Raw genomic sequence first — 15,489 nt, 5'->3', positions numbered from 1 at the left:
CGCCCGGCGACGGCGGAAGCCCCCGGGTCCCGCACCTGGGGGCTTCCGCGTTCACGGGAGGCGGCGGGCCGTGGGGAGGGCCCTACGGGGCCGGCGTCACTCGCGGCGCCACAGCGCGGGGACGTTCGGCGGCTCCCAGCCGGCCATCGAGGTGTGGGCCTGGAGGCACCGGTAGGCGGCGGAGCCGTACGTGACCCGGTCGCCCGCCGCGTAGGCGCGGCCGGGCGCCCAGGTGCCGCCCGGCGGGTCGGTCGGCGGGGCGGTGGGCGAGTTCGTCGGGCCCGGGGTGCCGTCCACGTTCAGCACGAAGTCGAACGTGCCCTCCCTGCCGCCGCCGACGTTGCGGACGTTCATGAGCAGCGCCGGGTCGAAGAGGGCGTCCGTGCTGTTGCGCGGTTCGCCCGGGAAGTAGAGCTGGGTGGTCAGCACCGGCCTGCCGGGGGCCTGGGCCTTGACGTGGATGTGCCGGGTGCGGCCCGGGTAGAGGCCCGGGACGATCGTGCGCAGGGTGAACGCGCCGGTGGAGTCGGTGAACTGGTGGCCGCGGAAGGTGTATCCGGCCATGTCGTAGGCGCCCGCGTCGTCCGCCTGCCAGAAGTCCAGCAGCACACCGGGCAGGGGCACGCAGTTGCGGCCGAAGACGTAGCCGCCGACGGTCAGCGGGACGCCGGCGGTGCCCGGCGTGACCAGGTCGGTGCGCAGCGGGGAGTTCGGTTTGAAGTAGGGGCCCTCCATCTGGTCGGGCGTGGGGTCGTCGCCGTCGTCGCAGTAGGGGGTCGGCGCCAGGGCCGCCCCGGGTGAGCCGGCCGAGTCCCGGGCGAGCGCGACGGCGCCGGTGGCGAGCAGCGGCACGGCGGCGCCCGCCGCGACGGCCGCCTTGAGCAGGGTCTTGCGGCTGATGCCGGGCTCGGCGCCGGAATCGTCGGGGGTGGTGGGTGTCATGGCGGTTCCTCGGTCTCCTCGGTGGGGGGAAGGTCCCCGGGGAAGGCGGACGGGAGAGCGGTGCCCGACAGGGGGACGCGGCCCCCGGGGCGCGGGGCAGGCTGTGAGTGCTCCGGGGGACGCGTTCCGCTGGTGAGCGCCGAAACCGTAAGACGCGGCGGCGCGGCTCGGGCACCTCCCGTTCCGCCCCCTGCCCGGTGTTATGCGGGCGGGAGGGGAGGGAGCGGGGCGTGTACGGGCGGGGCGGGCGGCTGTACCGTCGTGGCGCGTTCATGTCGGTGCCCGTGGGTGTGCGGTGCGTGCGGCGGTGCGTGGCGCGTCCGGGCGGCGCCGGCGCGAGGTGCGGCGCGTGCCCGGTGGGCGCGGCTGTGTACGGGTGGGTTCGGAGCCGGGGAGGGCGGTCGGATGACCGAGGTGGCGGAGCGTAGGGGCACGGGGGCGGATGCGGCGGACGCGGAACGGGGGGCGGGCGCGCGGGTGCCGCACGTGGCCGGATTCGCGCGGTGGCCCGCCTCCGGGTCACCGAAGGCGGAGGGCAAGGCGCTGCGCACCCGCGTCCCGCGGTCCGCGCACGCCGCTCTCGACCTCGACGGGGACCGGCCGGACGCGGTGGCCGCGGTGGAGGAGTCCGGCCGGGGGCGGATACCCGGGCTCACCCCGATACGGGTGGGGCGGATGGCGGCCACCCCGTTCGCGTTCCTGCGCGGCTCGGCCGGGCTGATGGCGTACGACCTGGCGCGTACGCCGGTGACGGGCATCGGCGCCCAGATCTGCGGCGACGCGCACGCGGCCAACTTCGGCCTCTACGGGGACGCGCGCGGCGGTCTGGTCATCGATCTGAACGACTTCGACGAGACGGTCCACGGCCCCTGGGAGTGGGACCTCAAGCGGCTCGCCGCCTCCCTGGTGCTCGCGGGCCGGGAGGCGGGCGCCGACGAGGACACCTGCCGGGAGGCGGCCCGGGACGCGGCCGGCGCCTACCGGCGCACCATGCGGCTGCTGGCCCGGCTGCCCGCGCTGGACGCCTGGAACGCCATCGCCGACGAGGAGCTGGTCTCCCACACCGACGCCCACGACCTGCTCGGCACGCTGGAGAGGGTCGGCGAGAAGGCGCGGGCCAACACCAGCGGCCGTTTCGCGGCCCGTTCGACCGAGGCCACCGAGGACGGCGGACGCCGCTTCGTCGACGCGCCTCCGGTGCTGCGCCGGGTGACGGACGGGGAGGCGGCGGCGGTCGCGGCCGCCCTCGCGCCCTACCTGGCGACGCTGTCCGAGGACCGGCTGCCGCTGCTGGCCCGGTACGCGGTGCACGACGTCGCCTTCCGGGTGGTCGGCACGGGCAGCGTGGGCACGCGGTCGTACGTGGTGCTGCTGCTGGACCACCGCGGTGAGCCGCTCGTGCTCCAGGTGAAGGAGGCCCGGCCCTCCGCGCTGGTGCCGCATCTGGTGCGCGCCGGGTTCGACGTCCCCGAGGTCGCGCACGAGGGGCGCCGGGTGGTGCTCGGGCAGAAGCGCATGCAGGTCGTCAGCGACATGCTGCTGGGCTGGACCTCGGTGGACGGGCGTCCCTTCCAGGTCCGGCAGTTCCGCAACCGCAAGGGCAGCGTGGACCCCGCGGCCCTGGCCGCCGACCAGCTCGACGACTACGGCCGGATGACCGGCGCGCTGCTGGCCCGCGCCCACGCGCACTCCGCCGACCCGCGCCTGGTCGCGGGCTACTGCGGCAGGAACGAGGAGCTCGACGAGGCGGTGGCCTCCTTCGCCGTCGCCTACGCCGACCGCACGGAGGCCGACCACGCCGTGCTGGTCGCCGCGGTGCGGGCGGGGCGGGTCGCGGCCGAGACGGGGGTGTGAGGGCCGGACGGGGCCGCCGGCCCGTGCCCTAGGCTGGTCGGGTGACGACCCCGGAAGCTGAGCCCGAGCAGGGCGGCGCCCCTCGGCCCGAGGAGCGGCTCGAACAGGCCGTACGGGCCGCGGAGCAGGCGCTCATCGAGTACGAGATAGCGCTGGAGACCTTCCGTGTGGAGGTCGAGAACTTCTCCCGGCTGCACGAACAGCGGCTCGGCCCGGTGTACGCGCGGCTGGAGGAGCTGGAGGCGCAGATCCTGGAGGCCAGGGCGGCCCGCAGCGGCGACCCGGAGGACCGCCGCCGGGCCGACGAGGCCCGGGCCCGGCTGATGCCGATCCCGGGGGTCGAGGAGCTGCTGCACGGCTGGATGGACGGGGACGGGCTGTTCCCGGAGGCCTCGGCGATGCTCACCGACCAGGCGGTGCGGCCACCGAAGCGGGTGCGGCCCGGCGAGGAGGCCCGCCGGCTCTACCGCGAGCTGGCCCGCAAGGCCCACCCCGACCTGGCGCAGGAGCAGGAGGAGCGCGCCCGGCGCGAGGAGTTCATCACCCGCGTCAACGCCGCCTACGCCCGCGGCGACGAGGCCGAGCTGCGCGAGCTGGCCGAGGAGTGGGCCGCGGGTCCGGCGCTGGAGCGGCGGCCGAGCCGGGGCGAGGAGCTGTACGCCCGTCTCGAATGGCTCGACCGGCGCAAGGAACTGCTCACCGTGCTGGCCAAGGAGCTGGAGGAGAGCGCGATCGGCGCCATGCTCCGGCTGGCCCCGGACGACCCCGACCGCCTGCTGGAGGAGATCGCCGGGCAACTGGCGGCCCAGGTCGGCGAGCGGGAGGCCGAGCTGGCGGGGCTGCTGGAGCAGTAGCCGCCGGCGGGCGCGGCGGCGCGACGCCGGGATCGGCCGCGGAACCGGCCGCGTTCCCGCCGGGCGGGGCGGCCCGCGGACGGTGGCCCCGGGGGCGCCACGTGACCGCACCGGCCTGCCCGGATCGTGGGCGGACGCTCCCGCACGGGCCGGTGCGCCGTGTCGGGTAGCGTCGGGGGCATGAGTTTCGGAGCTGGTGTGCCCACGGTCGAGGTCACGGACCTCAAGGACGGCGACTTCCTGCTGGACGTCCGCGAGGACGACGAGTGGCGGGCGGGTCACGCCGCCGGGGCGCTGCACATTCCCCTCAGCGAGTTCGTCGCCCGGTACGGCGAGCTGACCGAAGCCGCTCCCGAGGACGGCCGGGTCCACGTGATCTGCCGCTCCGGCGGGCGCTCGGCCCAGGTCACCATGTATCTGGTCCAGCAGGGCATCGACGCCGTGAACGTGGCCGGCGGGATGCAGATCTGGGACGCCGCCGGCCGGCCCGTCGTGGACGAGAAGGGCGAGCCGGGGCACGTCCTCTAGCCTTCCGCTCCGCGGCGGCCGGTGTGGTGACGGCCACGGCGCGACCGGTTCACCGGGGGCTGTGCCGACGAGCCGTCCTGAGTACCGTTCCCGTTCGGGCGTCGTGGACCATCCGCACCGGTGTGTCCCGCGGCGCGGCCGCGGCAGCGCGGGCGGAGAGACGGACCGGGACCGGGGAACGGGGCGGAATGGACGCGCACGACACAGGCTCGAACGCCCGGCGGAGGGCGGACGGGCCGGGCGTACCCGATGAGGCTCCCCCCGGCTCCGCCCCGCCGGACGGTCCCGGCGCACCGCCCGCAGTCCCCCGTACCGGCGTCGCCGCGCTCTCCCCGCGCTACCAGGTCGGTGCCGCGCTCGCGCTCGCCGTCGTCGCGGCGGCCGTCTGCGTCCACATCGGGCTGACCTTCCTGCACGTGGCCCCGGCGAACACGCTGTCCAAGCAGCACGGTTCCCTGATCGACGAGTGGATCTACCCGGAGTTCGAGCAGAACTGGAAGCTGTTCGCGCCCAATCCGCTCCAGCAGAACATCTCCGTCCAGGTCCGCGCCGAGGTGAGCGAAGCGGACGGCGGGATACGGACCACCGGCTGGTACGACCTGTCCGCCGAGGACGGCCGGGCCATCGACGGCAACCTGCTGCCGAGCCACACGCAGCAGAACGCGCTGCGCCGCGCCTGGGACTTCTACATCGCCACCCACGACTCCCACAACCGCCCGACGGGCCTGCGGGGCACCCTGTCCGAGAGCTATCTGCGCCGCATCGCGGTGCTGCGGCTGGACCGGAACGACGCCGCCGGACCGGACGGCGTCGTCCGGCGCGTCCAGTACCGCTCCCGTACGACCCCCGTGCCGCCCCCGGAGTGGAGCGGCGAGCGGGTCTCCGACCGGCCGGTGTACCGGGAGCTGCCCTGGTGGCGGGTGCCCGCGGACGAGGCGAAGGGGGGCGTCGCGTGAACGGCGTCGCGCTGTCGCTCTCGCGCGCCATCGCCCGCGTCACCGGGGCCGCGCTCGGCCCGTACCAGACCGCCGTCATCCGGATCGGGTTCAGCGCGACGTGGCTGCTCTTCCTGCTGCGCGAGTTCCCCCACCGCCACGAGCTGTACGGCCCGGACGGCCCGTGGAGCCACGACCTCGCCCAGCAGCTCGTCGCGGACAACGGCGCCTTCACGGTGCTGATGTGGGAGGGCGGCGGAACCCTCTGGTTCGAGGCCGTGTACGCGCTGGCCGTGCTCAGCAGTGTGCTGCTGCTGCTCGGGTGGCGGTCGCGGACCACGTCGGTGCTCTTCATGGTCGGCGTGCTCTCGCTGCAGAACCGCAGCATCTTCATGGGGGACGGCGGCGACAACGTCCTGCACCTGATGAGCATCTACCTGGTCTTCACCCGCTGCGGCCAGGTGTGGTCGCTGGACGCCCGCAGGGCACGGCTGCGGGGGGAGGCGCACGCGCGGGGGGAGCGCCGGGCGGACCGGACGGGACCCTTGCTGTGGGGGGTGCTCGGCGCGGTGCTGCTCATGGCGACGCTGGCGGGGCGGCTCGACGGCGACCGGTTCGTCCCGGCCCTGCTGTGGGCGGTGTGGCTGGCGCAGGGCCTGTGGTGGGCCGTGGGGCGCTGGGCGCCCACCGGTGAGCCGCGGATACTGCTCGACGTCGTCGCCCGCGTCGTGCACAACGGCGCCCTGCTGGTGATCATGGCCGAGGCCTGCCTGATCTACGCGACGGCCGGCTGGTACAAGATCCAGGGCTCGCGCTGGCAGGACGGCACCGCCGTCCACTACCCCCTGCACCTGGACTACTTCTCGCCCTGGCCCGCCCTGTCCGAGGCGCTGTCCGCCAGCGGCACCCTGGTCATGCTCATCACGTACGGCACGGTCGCCGTGCAGGTGGCCTTTCCGTTCACGCTGTTCAACCGGCGGGTCAAGAACGTCCTGCTGGCCGCCATGATCCTGGAGCACGCGGTGATCGCCGTGGTGCTCGGGCTGCCGTTCTTCTCGCTGGCGATGATCGCCGCCGACGCGGTCTTCCTGCCGACCTCCTTCCTGCGCCGCCTGGGCGAGTGGACGACACGCGGACGCGGCCGGCTGGTGCGGGGCGGCGGTGGCCGCGGCACGGTGCCGGCGCCCCGTGCCGCCCCGGAGGACGCCGGGACGGCGCGCGTAGGCTTCGAGGCATGACCCACCCCGCCCCCGCCGGCCCGGGCCCCGACGCCCTGGCGCTCTGGCGGCGCCGCGCCGACGCGTGTGTGCTGCTCGACGGCTTCCACGCCCTGAAGCACGCGCTGCGCTTCGGCGCCGACGTCCCGGTGGCCGTCACCAGCGACCGGGAAGGGGCGCTCGCCCTCGCCGAGGAGCTGGCGCCGGACGTCCGGGAGACCCTGGGCGGGCTGCTGACCGAGGTGCCGCACACGGCGTACACGTCGCTCGTGCCGCGCCCGCACCCCACCGCCGTGGCCGCCCTGGCCGTACGCCCCTCGCGCGAGGCCGGGCTGCGGACACTGGCGCGCACCCCCCGCAGCAGCCCCGTCGTGGTCCTCGACCAGCCGCGCAACCTCGGCAACGCGGGGGCGGTGATCCGGCTCGCCGCCGGCTTCGGGGCGACCGGTGTGGTCACCACGGGCCCGCTCGACCCCTGGCACCCCACGGTGGTCCGCGGCGGGGCGGGGCTGCACTTCGCGACCACCGTGGAACGGCTCGACGTGGCACGACTGCCGCCGGGTCCCGTCTTCGCCCTGGACCCCGAGGGCGAGGACGTCCGCGGGCTGAAGCTGCCCGACGACGCGCTGCTCGCGTTCGGTTCCGAGCGCAGCGGCCTGTCACCGGAACTGCGCGCACGGGCCGACCACCTGGTGGCGCTGCCGATGCGCCCCCAGGTCTCCAGTTACAACCTCGCGACCAGCGTGGCCATGACGCTGTACCACTGGAGCGCCGGCGGGGGCGCACCGCACGTGCCCTAGGGCCTCGGGTCACGCCGCGGACGCGGGGCCCGGCGCGAACGACCCGCCCTAGGCCTGGCGGCGGACCTCCACCACGCGGAAGCGGTTGGCGACGAACGCGCCGTCGCACAGGGCCGCGTTGGCCGCCGGGTTGCCGCCCGAGCCGTGGAAGTCGGAGAAGGCGGCCGTCTGGTTGACGTACACCCCGCCGGTGAGGTTCAGGGAGAGCTGGGCCGCCTCCTCCAGGCACACCTCCTGCACGGCCCGCTCGACCTCCGCGTCGGTCGTGTACGCGCCGACGGTCATCGCGCCCTTCTCGCGGATGCTGCGGCGCAGCAGGTCCACCGCGTGCGTGGCGGAGTCGACGGCGACGGCGAAGGAGACGGGGCCGAAGCACTCGCTGGTGTAGGCGGCCTCGTCGTCGGGCTTGGCACCGTCCAGCTTGACGATCACCGGGGTGCGCACGACCGCGTCCGGGAAGTCGGGGTTGGTCACCTCGCGGGAGGCCAGGGCGACCTCGCCGAGACCGGCGGCGGCCTCCAGACGGGCCTTGACGTCCGGGTTGACGATCGCGCCGAGCAGGGCGTTCGCCCGGGCGTCGTCGCCGAGGAGCCCGTCGACGGCGCGCGCGAGGTCCGCGGTGACCTCGTCGTAGGACTTGTCGCCCTGGTCGGTGCGGATGCCGTCGCGGGGGATCAGCAGGTTCTGCGGGGTGGTGCACATCTGGCCGCTGTAGAGGGACAGCGAGAAGGCCAGGTTGGAGAGCATCCCCTTGTAGTCGTCGGTCGACTCCACGATCACCGTGTTGACGCCGGCCTTCTCCGTGAAGACCTGGGCCTGGCGGGCGTTGGCCTCCAGCCAGTCGCCGAAGGCGGTGGAGCCGGTGTAGTCGATGATCCGGATCTCGGGGCGGGTCGCCAGCGTCCTGGCGATGCCCTCGCCGGGGCGTTCGGCCACCAGCGCGACCAGGTTCGGGTCGAAGCCGGCCTCGGCGAGGACGTCGCGGGCGATCCGGACGGTGAGCGCGAGCGGCAGCACGGCGCGCGGGTGGGGCTTGACCAGGACCGCGTTGCCGGTGGCGAGGGAGGCGAACAGACCCGGGTAGCCGTTCCAGGTCGGGAAGGTGTTGCAGCCCACGACCAGGCCGATGCCGCGCGGGACCGGCGTGAACTGCTTGGTCAGCTCCAGCGGGTCGCGCTTGCCCTGCGGCTTGCTCCACTGAGCCGTGCCGGGGGTGCGGACCTGCTCGGCGTACGCGTAGGCCACCGCCTCCAGGCCGCGGTCCTGCGCGTGCGGGCCGCCCGCCTGGAAGGCCATTATGAAGGCCTGTCCGGAGGTGTGCATGACGGCCTGCGCGAACTCCATCGTCCGGTCGGCGATCCGCCCGAGGATCTCCAGGCAGACCATCGCGCGCAGCTCCGCGCCCGCGTCCCGCCAGGCCCTCTGGCCGGCCCGCATCGCGGGCAGCAGCACGTCGAGGTCCGCGTGCGGGTACTCCACGTTCAGCTCGATGCCGTACGGGGAGACCTCGCCGCCGACCCAGTCGTCGGTGCCGGGCTGGCCGAGGTCGAGGCGGGTGCCGAGCAGGGCGTCGAAGGCGGCCTTGCCCGCGGCCATGTCCAGGCTGCCGTTCTCCCCGTAGGCCTTGGGGTGCTCGGGGTGGGGGGACCAGTACGCGCGCGTGCGGATCGTCTCCAGCGCCTGGTCCAGTGTCGGCCGGTGCCGGTCGATCAGCTGGTGCGCGGTGAGTTCGGCGGCCATGCGGGACCAACTCCTCGTCTCACGAGCTCTCCGTCGAGTCGTGACCTGGGGGAAACCTGGGCAGAAACAAGCGGACAGGGCTAGAGTAACCGAACGATCGGTCGGGACAAGGGGGACCGCCGCATCTGTGGAAAACCCCGTGCGGGAGGATCGCGCACATGACAGCACTCACCCTCAGCAGCCCCGTGGCCGTCGTCGGCACCGGCACCATGGGCCAGGGCATCGCCCAGGTGGCGCTGGTCGCGGGCCACCCCGTACGGCTCTACGACGCCGTCGCCGGGCGGGCCCGGGACGCGGCCGACGCGATCGGCGCCCGGCTCGACCGGCTCGTCGAGAAGGAGCGGCTCACCGGCGCCGAGCGGGACGCGGCCCGCGCCCGGCTGGAGCCCGCCGAGACCCTGGCCGAGCTGGCCGACTGCGCGCTGGTCGTCGAGGCGGTCGTGGAGCGGCTCGACGTCAAGCAGGAGCTGTTCCGCGCGCTGGAGGACGTCGTCGCCGACGACTGCCTGCTCGCCACCAACACCTCCTCCCTGTCCGTCACCGCCATCGGCGGCGCGCTGCGGGTCCCCGGCCGCTTCGTCGGCCTGCACTTCTTCAATCCCGCTCCGCTGCTGCCGCTCGTGGAGGTCGTCTCCGGGTTCGCCACCGACGTCACCTCGGCCACGCGCGCGTACGAGACGGCCCGCGCCTGGGGCAAGACGCCGGTCGCCTGCGCGGACACCCCCGGTTTCCTCGTCAACCGCATCGCCCGGCCCTTCTACGCCGAGGCCTTCGCGGTCTACGAGGACCAGGGCGCGGACCCGGCCACCATCGACGCCGTGCTGCGCGAGTCGGGCGGCTTCAGGATGGGCGCCTTCGAGCTGACGGACCTCATCGGGCAGGACGTCAACGAGTCCGTCACGCACTCCGTGTGGCAGGCGTTCTTCCAGGACGTGCGCTTCACGCCGTCCCTCGCCCAGCGCCGCCTGGTCGAGTCCGGCCGCCTGGGCCGCAAGAGCGGGCGGGGCTGGTACGACTACCGCGACGGCGCCGAGCGGCCCGAGCCGCACACCGCCGAGCCGGCCGAGGCGCCCGCGTACGTCGTGGTCGAGGGCGACCTGGGTCCGGCCGCCGAGCTGGTCGCCATGATCCGCGAGGCGGGCATCGAGGTCCGCGAGGAGGACGAGGACAACGGGACGCGGCTCGTCCTGCCCACCGGCGGTCAGCTCGCGCTCGCCGACGGCCAGACCTCGGCGGAGTACCGGGACGTCGTCTACTTCGACCTGGCGCTGGACTACCGCACGGCCACGCGCGTGGCCCTGTCCCACTCCCAGGACACGTCGGCGCGAACCGTCGCCGAGGCCACCGGCCTGTTCCAGGCGCTCGGCAAGAAGGTCAGCGTCATCGGCGACGTGCCCGGCATGATCGTCGCGCGGACGGTCGCGCGGATCATCGACCTGGCCGTCGAGGCGGTCGCCAAGGGCGTGGCCACCGAGGAGGACGTCGACACCGCGATGCGGCTCGGCGTCAACTACCCGCTGGGCCCCTTCGAGTGGTGCCGCCGTCTCGGCCGGGGCTGGGCCGGCTCCCTCCTCGACGACCTGCACTCCATCGATCAGTCCGGCCGCTACGCGCCGTCCCTCGCCCTCTACCGGTACGCCTGCGCCACCGTGAAGCGGGAGGACACCCCATGACCACCGTCAAGCGCGACACCTACACGCCCGAGACGCTGCTGTCCGTGGCCGTGCAGGTCTTCATCGAGCGCGGCTACGACGGCACCTCCATGGAGCACCTGTCCAAGGCGGCCGGCATCTCCAAGTCGTCGATCTACCACCACGTCACGGGCAAGGAGGAACTCCTGCGCCGGGCCGTGAGCCGGGCCCTCGACGAGCTGTTCGGCATCCTCGACGAGGAGCACGCGCGCGTGGGGTCCGCCGCCGAGCGGCTGGAGTACGTCGTGCGGCGCATGGTCGAGGTGCTGATGGCCGAACTGCCCTACGTCACGCTGCTGCTGAGGGTGCGGGGCAACACCGGCACCGAGCGGTGGGCGCTGGAGCGGCGGCGCGAGTTCGACCACCGGGTCGCCGGGCTGCTGAAGGCGGCGGCGGCCGAGGGGGACGTGCGCGCGGACGTGGAGGTCCGGCTCGCCACCCGCCTGGTCTTCGGCATGATCAACTCGATCGTGGAGTGGTACCGCCCCGACGGTCCCGAGGGCCGCGGGGGCACGGGCGAGCGCGAACTGGTGGACGCCGTGGTGCGGTTGGTGTTCGGCGGGCTGCGCGGCACCGTCTGAGCGGCGCGGGCACGGCGGCCCGCCCGATCAGCCTTGCGGCTCAAGGTCCTCGGTCTCGAACACCAGCAGCGTGCGCGTGCTGAGCACCTCGGGGATGGCCTGGAGGCGGGAGAGGACGAGTTCCCGCAGCGCCCGGTTGTCGGGTGTGTGCACCAGGAGCAGGACGTCGAAGTCGCCGCCCAGCAACGCGATGTGGGAGGCGCCGGGGAGCTGTCTGAGCTGCGCGCGGACCGTGCGCCAGGAGTTCTGGACGATCTTCAGTGTGATGTAGGCAGAGGTGCCGTGGCCCGCGCGCTCGTGGTCGACACGGGCGCCGAAGCCGCGTATGACGCCGTCCTCGACGAGCCGGTTGATGCGCGCGTACGCGTTCGCGCGCGAGACGTGCACCCGTTCCGCCACCGACCGTATCGACGCGCGGCCGTCCGCCTGGAGCATGCGCAGGATGTCCTGGTCGATCGCGTCCAGCGGACGCGGGGGCGGCCGGACGGCGGCGTCCTCCGCTCCGGCGGCGTCGGCCGGGCGTTCGGCCATTTGTTCAGATGCCATGTGCCCCCGCCTTCCTACCATGGACGTACTGCGTCCATCTCAGGTTGTGCAGAACCGATTGTCCACAGCCTGGGGCCGCCTGTAGCCAAAATGTGCCGACGACCGAACAATCGGTAGGTGAGGCCCGTCACATCCGTGGCGAGCCCGAAGCCGCTCCCACGAGGAGGTGCCGTCATGACGGTCATGGAGCAGCGGGGCGCCTACCGGCCCACACCGCCGCCCGCCTGGCAGCCCCGTACCGACCCCGCGCCGCTGCTGCCCGACGCGGAGCCGTACCGCGTCCTCGGCACGAAGGCCGCCGAGGAGACCGACCCCGAGCTGCTGCGCACCCTGTACGCCCGGCTGGTGCGCGGCCGGCGCTACAACGTGCAGGCCACGGCGCTGACCAAGCAGGGCCGGCTGGCCGTCTACCCCTCCAGCACCGGCCAGGAGGCCTGCGAGATCGCCGCGGCCCTGGCCCTCGAGGAGCGCGACTGGCTCTTCCCGAGCTACCGCGACACCCTCGCCGTCGTCGCCCGAGGCGTCGACCCCGTCGAGGCCCTCACCCTGCTGCGCGGCGACTGGCACACGGGCTACGACCCCTACGAGCACCGGGTCGCCCCCCTGTCCACGCCGCTCGCCACCCAGCTCCCGCACGCCGTGGGCCTCGCCCACGCCGCCCGCCTCAAGGGCGACGACGTGGTCGCGCTGGCCATGGTCGGCGACGGCGGCACCAGCGAGGGCGACTTCCACGAGGCGCTGAACTTCGCGGCCGTCTGGCAGGCGCCGGTCGTCTTCCTCGTGCAGAACAACGGCTTCGCCATCTCCGTCCCGCTCGCCAAGCAGACCGCCGCCCCGTCGCTGGCCCACAAGGCCGTCGGCTACGGGATGCCCGGCCGCCTGGTGGACGGCAATGACGCCGTCGCCGTCCACGAGGTCCTCTCCGAGGCCGTGCGGCAGGCGCGGGCGGGCGGCGGACCGACGCTGGTGGAGGCGGTGACGTACCGCGTCGACGCGCACACCAACGCCGACGACGCCACGCGCTACCGCGCCGACGCCGAGGTGGAGACCTGGCGCCGGCACGACCCGGTCGAGCTGCTGGAGCGGGAGCTGACCGGCCGCGGCCTGCTGGACGAGGACGGCATCCGGGCCGCCCGCGAGGACGCCGAGACCATGGCCGCCGACCTGCGCGCCCGCATGAACCAGGACGCCGAACTCGACCCGATGGACCTCTTCGCGCACGTGTACGCGCGGCCCACCCCGCAACTGCGCGAGCAGCGGGACCAGCTCCGCGCGGAGCTCGAGGCCGAGGCCGGGACCGAGCCGGAAGGGACGCACCGATGACCACCGTCGCCCTCAAGCCGGCCACCATGGCGCAGGCCCTCACGCGCGCGCTGCGCGACGCCATGGCCGCCGACCCGGCCGTGCACGTCCTGGGCGAGGACGTGGGCACCCTCGGCGGTGTCTTCCGGGTCACCGACGGGCTCGCCGCGGAGTTCGGCGAGGACCGCTGCACGGACACCCCGCTGGCGGAGGCCGGCATCCTCGGCACCGCGGTCGGCATGGCCATGTACGGGCTGCGGCCGGTCGTGGAGATGCAGTTCGACGCCTTCGCCTACCCGGCGTTCGAGCAGGTCGTCAGCCATGTCGCCAAGATGCGCAACCGCACGCGCGGCGCGATGACTCTGCCGCTGACCATCCGCGTGCCCTACGGCGGCGGCATCGGCGGCGTCGAGCACCACAGCGACTCGTCCGAGGCGTACTACATGGCGACTCCGGGGCTCCATGTCGTCACGCCCGCGACCGTCGCCGACGCCTACGGGCTGCTGCGCGAGGCCATCGCCTCCGACGACCCGGTGGTCTTCCTGGAGCCCAAGCGGCTGTACTGGTCGAAGGACTCCTGGAACCCCGAGGAGCCGGTACCCGTTGAACCCATCGGCCGCGCGGTGGTGCGGCGCTCCGGCCGGAGCGCCACGCTCATCACGTACGGGCCGTCGGTGGCCGTCTGCATGGAGGCGGCCGAGGCGGCCCGGGCCGAGGGCTGGGACCTCGAGGTCGTCGATCTGCGCTCCCTGGTGCCGTTCGACGACGAGACGGTGTGCGCCTCGGTACGGCGGACGGGACGCGCGGTCGTGGTCCACGAGTCGGGTTCCTTCGGGGGCCCGGGCGGGGAGATCGCGGCCCGGGTCACGGAGCGCTGCTTCCACCACCTGGAGGCGCCGGTGCTGCGTGTGGCCGGGTTCGACGTGCCGTACCCGCCGCCGATGCTGGAGCGCCACCACCTGCCCGGTGTGGACCGGATCCTGGACGCCGTGGGGCGCCTGCAGTGGGAGGCCGAAAGCTGATGACACAGGTGCTGGAGTTCAAGCTCCCGGACCTCGGGGAGGGGCTCACCGAGGCCGAGATCGTGCGCTGGATGGTCGAGGTCGGTGACGTGGTCGCCGTCGACCAGCCGGTCGTCGAGGTCGAGACGGCCAAGGCGATGGTGGAGGTGCCCTGCCCCTACGGCGGCGTGGTCACCGCCCGCTTCGGCGAGGAGGGCACGGAGCTGCCCGTCGGCGCGCCGCTCCTGACGGTCGCCGTGGGAGAGCAGGCCGGCTCCGCCGGTCGGCCGCCGGCGCCGGAAGCGGTCGCCGCCACCGAGGCCGCCGGGGAGTCGCGCGGCTCGGGCAACGTCCTGGTCGGGTACGGCACCTCCGAGGCGCCCGCGCGGCGGCGCAGGGTCCGGCCGCAGCGCCCCGCGGCGGCCCCGCGGACGCCCGTCGAGCCGGCGGACGCCGGGCGGCTGAACGGCCGGGCCCGCGGCGCCGGGCAGCCGGACGGTCCCGTCCCCGTCATCTCCCCGCTGGTGCGCAGGCTGGCCCGGCAGCACGACCTGGATCTGCGGGAGCTGACCGGCTCCGGCCCCGACGGGCTCATCCTGCGGGCCGACGTGGAGTACGCGCTGCGTGCCGCCGAGGCGCGGGGCGTCCGTACACCGGCCGCGGCGGCGGACACCGCTCCGCAGGCGGCGGCAGGGCACCGGGCGCCGGTCTCCGCGCTCGGGGGCGGGGCGGCGCCGGACGAGGTCCGCACCCCGCTCAAGGGCGTGCGCGGCGCCGTCGCCGACAAGCTCTCCCGCAGCCGGCGCGAGATCCCGGACGCGACCTGCTGGGTGGACGCGGACGCGACGGAGCTGATGCGGGCGCGCGCCGCGATGAACGCGGCGGGCGGACCGAAGATCTCCCTCGTCGCCCTGCTGGCGCGGATCTGCACCGCCGCGCTCGCCCGCTTCCCCGAGCTGAACTCCGCCGTCGACACGGAGGCCAGGGAGATCGTCCGGTTCGGCCACGTCCATCTCGGCTTCGCCGCCCAGACGGACCGGGGCCTGGTCGTGCCCGTCGTACGGGACGCGCACGCGCGGGACGCCGAGTCGCTCACCGCCGAGTTCGCCCGGCTGACCGAGGCGGCCCGCGCCGGGCGGCTCACCCCGGCCGAGCTGACCGGCGGCACCTTCACGCTGAACAACTACGGCGTGTTCGGCGTCGACGGTTCCACGCCGATCATCAACCACCCCGAGGCGGCCATGCTCGGCGTCGGCCGCATCGTGCCCAAGCCCTGGGTTCACGAAGGGGAGTTGGCGGTGCGCCAGGTCGTGCAGCTCTCGCTCACCTTCGACCACCGGGTGTGCGACGGCGGCACGGCGGGCGGTTTCCTGCGGTACGTGGCGGACTGCGTGGAACAGCCGGCGGTGCTGCTGCGCACCTTGTGACGGGGAGCCCCCGCGCTCCTCGGGCCGCGGGGGCTCCCCCGCGTTCCCCGTGATCGCGGGGACACGCATAC

At 74.4% G+C, this 15,489-nt stretch carries 14 protein-coding genes; 11 read left to right on the top strand and 3 right to left on the bottom strand.

Features of this window, described 5'->3' with window-relative positions; genetic code table 11:
• Nucleotides 1–96: 96 nt before the first annotated feature.
• A complete protein-coding gene (locus ACH499_RS11900; protein WP_399015147.1) occupies nucleotides 97–942 on the bottom strand; it encodes a carbohydrate-binding protein in 846 nt (281 codons plus the stop codon).
• A 405-nt stretch (nucleotides 943–1,347) separates the two neighbouring features.
• On the opposite strand from ACH499_RS11900, the gene ACH499_RS11895 reads away from it, so the two are divergent.
• From ACH499_RS11895 to ACH499_RS11870, 6 genes are all read left to right on the top strand, one after another.
• A complete protein-coding gene (locus ACH499_RS11895) occupies nucleotides 1,348–2,796 on the top strand; it encodes a DUF2252 domain-containing protein (RefSeq protein ID WP_399015145.1) in 1,449 nt (482 codons plus the stop codon).
• Nucleotides 2,797–2,837: 41 nt separating this feature from the next.
• Complete coding sequence (locus tag ACH499_RS11890) at nucleotides 2,838–3,650, top strand: hypothetical protein (protein ID WP_356206022.1); 813 nt, start codon at nucleotides 2,838–2,840, stop codon at nucleotides 3,648–3,650.
• Between the two features lie 198 nt (nucleotides 3,651–3,848).
• Complete coding sequence (locus tag ACH499_RS11885; RefSeq protein ID WP_365603156.1) at nucleotides 3,849–4,178, top strand: rhodanese-like domain-containing protein; 330 nt, start codon at nucleotides 3,849–3,851, stop codon at nucleotides 4,176–4,178.
• A 188-nt stretch (nucleotides 4,179–4,366) separates the two neighbouring features.
• A complete protein-coding gene (locus ACH499_RS11880; protein WP_356206021.1) occupies nucleotides 4,367–5,134 on the top strand; it encodes a DUF5819 family protein in 768 nt (255 codons plus the stop codon).
• Nucleotides 5,131–6,351 (top strand): HTTM domain-containing protein, encoded by a 1,221-nt coding sequence (locus ACH499_RS11875; protein WP_399015142.1) that lies wholly within the window; start codon nucleotides 5,131–5,133, stop codon nucleotides 6,349–6,351. The genes ACH499_RS11880 and ACH499_RS11875 overlap by 4 nt, the downstream gene beginning before the upstream one ends.
• Nucleotides 6,348–7,130, top strand: a complete 783-nt coding sequence (locus ACH499_RS11870) for a TrmH family RNA methyltransferase (RefSeq protein WP_399015140.1) — start codon at nucleotides 6,348–6,350, stop codon at nucleotides 7,128–7,130. The genes ACH499_RS11875 and ACH499_RS11870 overlap by 4 nt, the downstream gene beginning before the upstream one ends.
• Before the next feature lie 48 nt (nucleotides 7,131–7,178).
• Here the strand turns inward: ACH499_RS11870 and paaN are convergent, their stop codons facing one another.
• Nucleotides 7,179–8,870, bottom strand: a complete 1,692-nt coding sequence (gene paaN, locus ACH499_RS11865; protein WP_399015138.1) for a phenylacetic acid degradation protein PaaN — start codon at nucleotides 8,868–8,870, stop codon at nucleotides 7,179–7,181.
• Between the two features lie 158 nt (nucleotides 8,871–9,028).
• Between paaN and ACH499_RS11860 the strand changes: the two genes are divergently transcribed.
• Together ACH499_RS11860 and ACH499_RS11855 are read left to right on the top strand one after the other, a co-directional pair.
• The gene (locus ACH499_RS11860; RefSeq protein WP_399015136.1) at nucleotides 9,029–10,543 is read left to right on the top strand and encodes a 3-hydroxyacyl-CoA dehydrogenase; all 1,515 of its coding nucleotides are present in this window, start codon (nucleotides 9,029–9,031) and stop codon (nucleotides 10,541–10,543) included.
• Nucleotides 10,540–11,142, top strand: coding sequence for a TetR/AcrR family transcriptional regulator (locus ACH499_RS11855; RefSeq protein WP_356206014.1), 603 nt, complete (start codon nucleotides 10,540–10,542; stop codon nucleotides 11,140–11,142). Before ACH499_RS11860 ends, ACH499_RS11855 begins: the two co-directional genes overlap by 4 nt.
• Before the next feature lie 27 nt (nucleotides 11,143–11,169).
• Here the strand turns inward: ACH499_RS11855 and ACH499_RS11850 are convergent, their stop codons facing one another.
• Complete coding sequence (locus tag ACH499_RS11850; protein WP_399015134.1) at nucleotides 11,170–11,688, bottom strand: Lrp/AsnC family transcriptional regulator; 519 nt, start codon at nucleotides 11,686–11,688, stop codon at nucleotides 11,170–11,172.
• A gap of 174 nt (nucleotides 11,689–11,862) precedes the next feature.
• On the opposite strand from ACH499_RS11850, the gene pdhA reads away from it, so the two are divergent.
• Genes pdhA through ACH499_RS11835 form a run of 3 tightly spaced genes read left to right on the top strand, consistent with a single transcriptional unit; the run spans nucleotide 11,863 to nucleotide 15,418 of the window.
• Entirely contained in the window at nucleotides 11,863–13,011 is a 1,149-nt protein-coding gene (pdhA, locus tag ACH499_RS11845; protein WP_356206013.1) for a pyruvate dehydrogenase (acetyl-transferring) E1 component subunit alpha, read from the top strand.
• Nucleotides 13,008–14,012 (top strand): alpha-ketoacid dehydrogenase subunit beta, encoded by a 1,005-nt coding sequence (locus tag ACH499_RS11840; RefSeq protein WP_399015131.1) that lies wholly within the window; start codon nucleotides 13,008–13,010, stop codon nucleotides 14,010–14,012. The genes pdhA and ACH499_RS11840 overlap by 4 nt, the downstream gene beginning before the upstream one ends.
• Nucleotides 14,012–15,418, top strand: coding sequence for a dihydrolipoamide acetyltransferase family protein (locus tag ACH499_RS11835; protein ID WP_399015129.1), 1,407 nt, complete (start codon nucleotides 14,012–14,014; stop codon nucleotides 15,416–15,418). The genes ACH499_RS11840 and ACH499_RS11835 overlap by 1 nt, the downstream gene beginning before the upstream one ends.
• The last annotated feature ends 71 nt before the right edge of the window (nucleotides 15,419–15,489 follow it).

The sequence above is a fragment of the Streptomyces sp. NPDC018947 genome (assembly GCF_044390505.1).
Classification (GTDB): Bacteria; Actinomycetota; Actinomycetes; order Streptomycetales; family Streptomycetaceae; genus Streptomyces.
The sequence above is the reverse complement of the archived record's forward strand: the minus strand, read 5'-3'. Positions and strand labels throughout refer to the sequence as shown.

What these genes read in the sequence shown, in the direction of transcription:
- ACH499_RS11900 (WP_399015147.1), bottom strand. Translation starts at nt 942, where the DNA reads ATGACACCCACCACCCCCGACGATTCCGGCGCCGAGCCCGGCATCAGC.
- ACH499_RS11895 (WP_399015145.1), top strand. Translation starts at nt 1,348, where the DNA reads ATGACCGAGGTGGCGGAGCGTAGGGGCACGGGGGCGGATGCGGCGGAC.
- ACH499_RS11880 (WP_356206021.1), top strand. Translation starts at nt 4,367, where the DNA reads ATGGACGCGCACGACACAGGCTCGAACGCCCGGCGGAGGGCGGACGGG.
- ACH499_RS11870 (WP_399015140.1), top strand. Translation starts at nt 6,348, where the DNA reads ATGACCCACCCCGCCCCCGCCGGCCCGGGCCCCGACGCCCTGGCGCTC.
- paaN (WP_399015138.1), bottom strand. Translation starts at nt 8,870, where the DNA reads ATGGCCGCCGAACTCACCGCGCACCAGCTGATCGACCGGCACCGGCCG.
- ACH499_RS11860 (WP_399015136.1), top strand. Translation starts at nt 9,029, where the DNA reads ATGACAGCACTCACCCTCAGCAGCCCCGTGGCCGTCGTCGGCACCGGC.
- ACH499_RS11855 (WP_356206014.1), top strand. Translation starts at nt 10,540, where the DNA reads ATGACCACCGTCAAGCGCGACACCTACACGCCCGAGACGCTGCTGTCC.
- ACH499_RS11850 (WP_399015134.1), bottom strand. Translation starts at nt 11,688, where the DNA reads ATGGCATCTGAACAAATGGCCGAACGCCCGGCCGACGCCGCCGGAGCG.
- pdhA (WP_356206013.1), top strand. Translation starts at nt 11,863, where the DNA reads ATGACGGTCATGGAGCAGCGGGGCGCCTACCGGCCCACACCGCCGCCC.
- ACH499_RS11840 (WP_399015131.1), top strand. Translation starts at nt 13,008, where the DNA reads ATGACCACCGTCGCCCTCAAGCCGGCCACCATGGCGCAGGCCCTCACG.
- ACH499_RS11835 (WP_399015129.1), top strand. Translation starts at nt 14,012, where the DNA reads ATGACACAGGTGCTGGAGTTCAAGCTCCCGGACCTCGGGGAGGGGCTC.